The sequence below is a fragment of the Marinovum sp. 2_MG-2023 genome, from assembly GCF_030548265.1.
In the GTDB taxonomy this organism is placed as follows: domain Bacteria; phylum Pseudomonadota; class Alphaproteobacteria; order Rhodobacterales; family Rhodobacteraceae; genus Marinovum.
This window is the reverse complement of the sequence record NZ_JAUOSD010000061.1, coordinates 1-3,542: the sequence shown is the minus strand read 5'-3', so window position 1 is coordinate 3,542 and position 3,542 is coordinate 1. Positions and strand designations below refer to the sequence as shown.

Here is a 3,542-nt window from a genome sequence, read left to right as displayed (position 1 = left end):
CTTTCGCATCTGTCTGCTCCTTCAGAGTTGGCGCAGACTCTACATTACGGTGAGGGATTTCGCGGGGGGCAGGTCAGCGCCAATCTTCGTTTGCTTTCCATGATGCTATCCAATTTGGGTCTTGTTTTATCCCATTGACTTAAGGCCAGAATGAAAATTAGGTGAATTCACTGCGGAAAATTCGCTTTGATGATTTTAATCTGCAAGGTAGATAGAAAGGCAAAATGAGACAGACGTGAACTTTTCCGGACACGGTTTAAGGAAGCGATAGAAGCTTAGTCCGTTTCGAAAAGCGAACTTGCACGAAAGACCGGCGTGGACGCTTCCACCATTGGTCAGCTGTTTACGCTCGACAGTCCCAGAATGCCGAATGCCCAGCTGGCGGCAGATATTGCTTTGGCGCTGGGGATCAGTTCCGATTGGTTGTTCGGTCTGACCAATCAACCGGAACTTGCTAGCAATATCCTTGCTTCGGAGCTAACGCTCAATACGGCTGAGCGCACCTCGGCAGATGCTCAAATTCTTGATTGGCTTCGCGAAACTGCGGGAAGCAAAGTGCGCCATGTACCTGCCACCCTACCAGAAATGTTAAAGACCGATGATGTTCTGGAGTGGGAATATTCGTCTTTGCCGTCTTCTACATTGGAACAATGTGAAAGCATCATCGCGACCGCAGTTCAAATGGGTTAAGTCGGGTGAAACCGACTATGAAATCGCCTTGCCCTTTCACGAAATTACGGCCTTTGCAGAGGGCAGCGGATACTATGCAACGCTGGATTCCAGGTTTCGCCATGAGCAGTTGATGCGGCTGGCAGAACAAGGTGATGGGTTGTATCCGCGTCTGCGGATTTTCCTTTTTTGGCATGCACGAGCTTTACAGCGCGCCAGTTACGACTTTCGGAAAAAGCGTTGCCGTACTTTATGTCGGTCAGTGTTATTTGGCCCTAAGGGGGCAACAGCGGGTTCTGGCATTAACCGAACACTTTGACTGGTTGATCAAGGGCAGCAGCTTCGACGCACGGGATGCCGCAGATTGCTTTCGCTCACTAGCGAATTCGCAATAGGCCCAAGACACGCATCGCAGTTTGGCCGCACACCACGCCAGAGAGCTCTTTAGGTTTCAGACACTGAAGTGGTCTGATAAATCTCAGCCTTGGCAGCCGCGTCCTGGCGGATCATCTCAATCAGGATCTGCGCCTCTTCCTCCCTGACCTCGCCGCTGGTGCCATCGGTCGCGCATGCCGGTGCTCAATAGTTCCTAACCCAATAAACCATGAGCTCTCAAAACCAGCCGCTTTCAGCAAATCAGGCCCGGATTGTTCTCGAAACCATCTGCAATCAGGAGCCGGGCACCCTGCGTGCCGCCGTGGCAGAAGAGGCCATCTCCGGCTGGACCGACGATCCGCGTCAGAGGCTGTCAGTCAGGCTTGATAAGCAGCCTGATCTACTACACCGACACCCGTGGGTTCTTCGATACCCACTACTCGGAAATCGAAGATTTGCGCGAAGAAGTAGAGGACGAGCTTGGCGCACCCTTGACCCTTCAGCGTGACCTGAAAACCAATCTGGCCTGGTTCGCCTTCGAGGAAACAGCCTTCCGGATGGCACGTGAGGACCTCGGGCTCGATCTTTGAGCCCGGTTTCTTTGACAAATTTCCGAAACCTGGAACACTCACCTCCAGAAGCCCTCCGAGGCTTTTCCCCCATCCAAGGACGACTTGGTTGGGGTAGGTCCCTGACCGGTTGCCCTGTTTTCCAGGAAACCTGTTATGGACCCATCCGCTTTGGCGGCGAAATCCGCCTTTGAGAAACTGTTCCGCCGCATGGCACCGGAACGCCACCGCTACGACGTGTTTCGCAACTTCTGGCGCACCTGGTGGCCATGCTGGAGCCGGAGCCCCGCGACATGCTGGCACCGCTCTACATGGAACTGGAAGTGGCCAGTCGCGATCAGGGTCAGTTTTTCACCCCGCCAGAAGTCAGCGAGATGATGGCGCGCATCCAGGGCGTGGATAAGCTGCTTGACGAGGGACGCCCGTTCATCACGCTCTCGGAACCCGCGTACGGGGCAGGGGGCATGGTGCTGGCCGTCGTCAAAACGCTGATCGGTGCAAAGCACGACCCGGCCCAGACCCTTTGGGTGCAGACCTGCGACATCGATCGGCTGGCCGCTCTCATGGCCTATGTGCAGCTCAGCCTGTGGAACGTGCCCGCCGAGATCATAGTGGGCAACACGCTGAGCCTGGAGGTGCGCGAGGTTTGGCACACCCCGGCGCATCATCTTGGCTTCTGGTCAGAAAAGCTCGCGGCAGAGCCGCGCCTGACGCCAAAGGCCCCAAAAGAGCCCGCACCCGGTGCCGCGCAAAGCGCTGAGGCCCCAAAGGCAGGGGAGGCGGCAAAGCCGCCAGACCACCCCACGCAGCTCAGCTTCGATCTCTAAGCGCAAAAACACCGTTCGCACAGTCGTCAGATGGATCATAGATCCCATCTGACGCCGCCCCGGATGGCTCTCAATCCCACCTCTACGGCAGATTTCACAAAGTGAAATCGCCAGAGGTGGGGCTTTTTTCTTTTTTCACTGCTCGGAATTTGACATCTGACCCCAATTACTTACACTGTAAGACAACGTCCTAACCCGAGATCATGAAAGCTATGCCCACCGCTTCCTTCACCACACGTATCGACGCCGACCTCAAGGCAGAGCTGGAGCGGATTGCCAGCTTTGAGGACCGCAGCGCGTCCTATATGGCCAACCAGGCGATCTGGAACTTCGTTGAGGAACGCAAAGCCACCCGAGAACTGGTGGAGTTGGGCCTGGAGATGGTCGATCGCGGTGCGCCGGGAATCCCTGAGGAAGACATCCATGAGTGGATGTTGGCCGAGGACGATAGACCTTTCCCAAGCGCTCAGCCGCCAAAGTCCTAATCCTGTCTCATGAATCTTCGCTACTTCGACACCGCTGAGGCCGGGCTCAGGTGGATGCGCCGGTATTACCGCGAGCAGCCGCAGCTCAACGCCAAAAAGGCGGTGGCGTCTTTGATGCGAGCTGAGGCTGTTCTGCGGGACAATCCGTTTGCAGGCTCAAAATACGAAGACAGCGCGCGCGTCCGCACTTATCCGCTTCACGGCACAGTGTTCTCGTTTCTCTACACCGTGGCGGAGGACACGGTCTGGGTCATCGACGTGCATGACCAGCGTGGGTATCGCAGCGCCGAGGCTCTTCGACATTTCACAGCAGAGCTGCGTCAGCGGATGCGCCGGTGAGGGGTGATCCGGCATAGCCGGATGGTGCCCAGTGAGCTTGTGAGCTGTTGCCCGCCGCAAAGCGGCGCGAAGCAAGATTGCCTGTTTGTGCAAACAAGCCCGCAAAGCGGCAGTGACGGGGCTGCGCCCCATTCCCCGATCGGACACCAATCAGAAGTTTTGAAAGGATTTTGGGTGGGCTATAGAATTTTCCCAAACCCACATTGACCTGCCCCCCGCGAAATCCCTCACCGTAATGTAGAGTCTGCGCCAACTCTGAAGGAGCAGACAGATGCGAA

Annotated in this window: 6 protein-coding genes; 5 read left to right on the top strand and 1 reads right to left on the bottom strand. The window is 56.2% G+C overall.

The genetic code is table 11. The features are described 5' to 3' along the window. The first annotated feature begins 315 nt into the window (after nucleotides 1-315). The 5 genes from Q4577_RS23545 (at nucleotide 316) to Q4577_RS23525 (ending at nucleotide 3,264) form a co-directional block, all read left to right on the top strand. Nucleotides 316-690: a hypothetical protein gene (locus Q4577_RS23545; protein WP_303473341.1), complete on the top strand. Its 375-nt coding sequence runs from the start codon at nucleotides 316-318 to the stop codon at nucleotides 688-690. 737 nt (nucleotides 691-1,427) lie between these two features. After that, the gene (locus tag Q4577_RS23540; RefSeq protein WP_303473339.1) at nucleotides 1,428-1,634 is read left to right on the top strand and encodes a hypothetical protein; all 207 of its coding nucleotides are present in this window, start codon (nucleotides 1,428-1,430) and stop codon (nucleotides 1,632-1,634) included. Nucleotides 1,635-1,906: 272 nt separating this feature from the next. Further along, the gene (locus tag Q4577_RS23535) at nucleotides 1,907-2,440 is read left to right on the top strand and encodes an N-6 DNA methylase (protein ID WP_303473337.1); all 534 of its coding nucleotides are present in this window, start codon (nucleotides 1,907-1,909) and stop codon (nucleotides 2,438-2,440) included. 212 nt (nucleotides 2,441-2,652) lie between these two features. Then, on the top strand, nucleotides 2,653-2,925 hold the full coding sequence (locus Q4577_RS23530) for a CopG family ribbon-helix-helix protein (protein WP_303473335.1): 273 nt from the start codon (nucleotides 2,653-2,655) through the stop codon (nucleotides 2,923-2,925). 9 nt (nucleotides 2,926-2,934) lie between these two features. Then, nucleotides 2,935-3,264 carry a type II toxin-antitoxin system RelE/ParE family toxin gene (locus tag Q4577_RS23525; RefSeq protein WP_303473333.1) on the top strand — a complete coding sequence of 110 codons (330 nt, stop codon included), beginning with the start codon at nucleotides 2,935-2,937 and terminating at the stop codon, nucleotides 3,262-3,264. Here the strand turns inward: Q4577_RS23525 and Q4577_RS23520 are convergent. Further along, nucleotides 3,230-3,542 (bottom strand): hypothetical protein (locus Q4577_RS23520; RefSeq protein WP_303473331.1); only part of this gene is annotated, 313 nt, incomplete at its 5' end. The two genes, Q4577_RS23525 and Q4577_RS23520, sit on opposite strands and share 35 nt — an antisense overlap.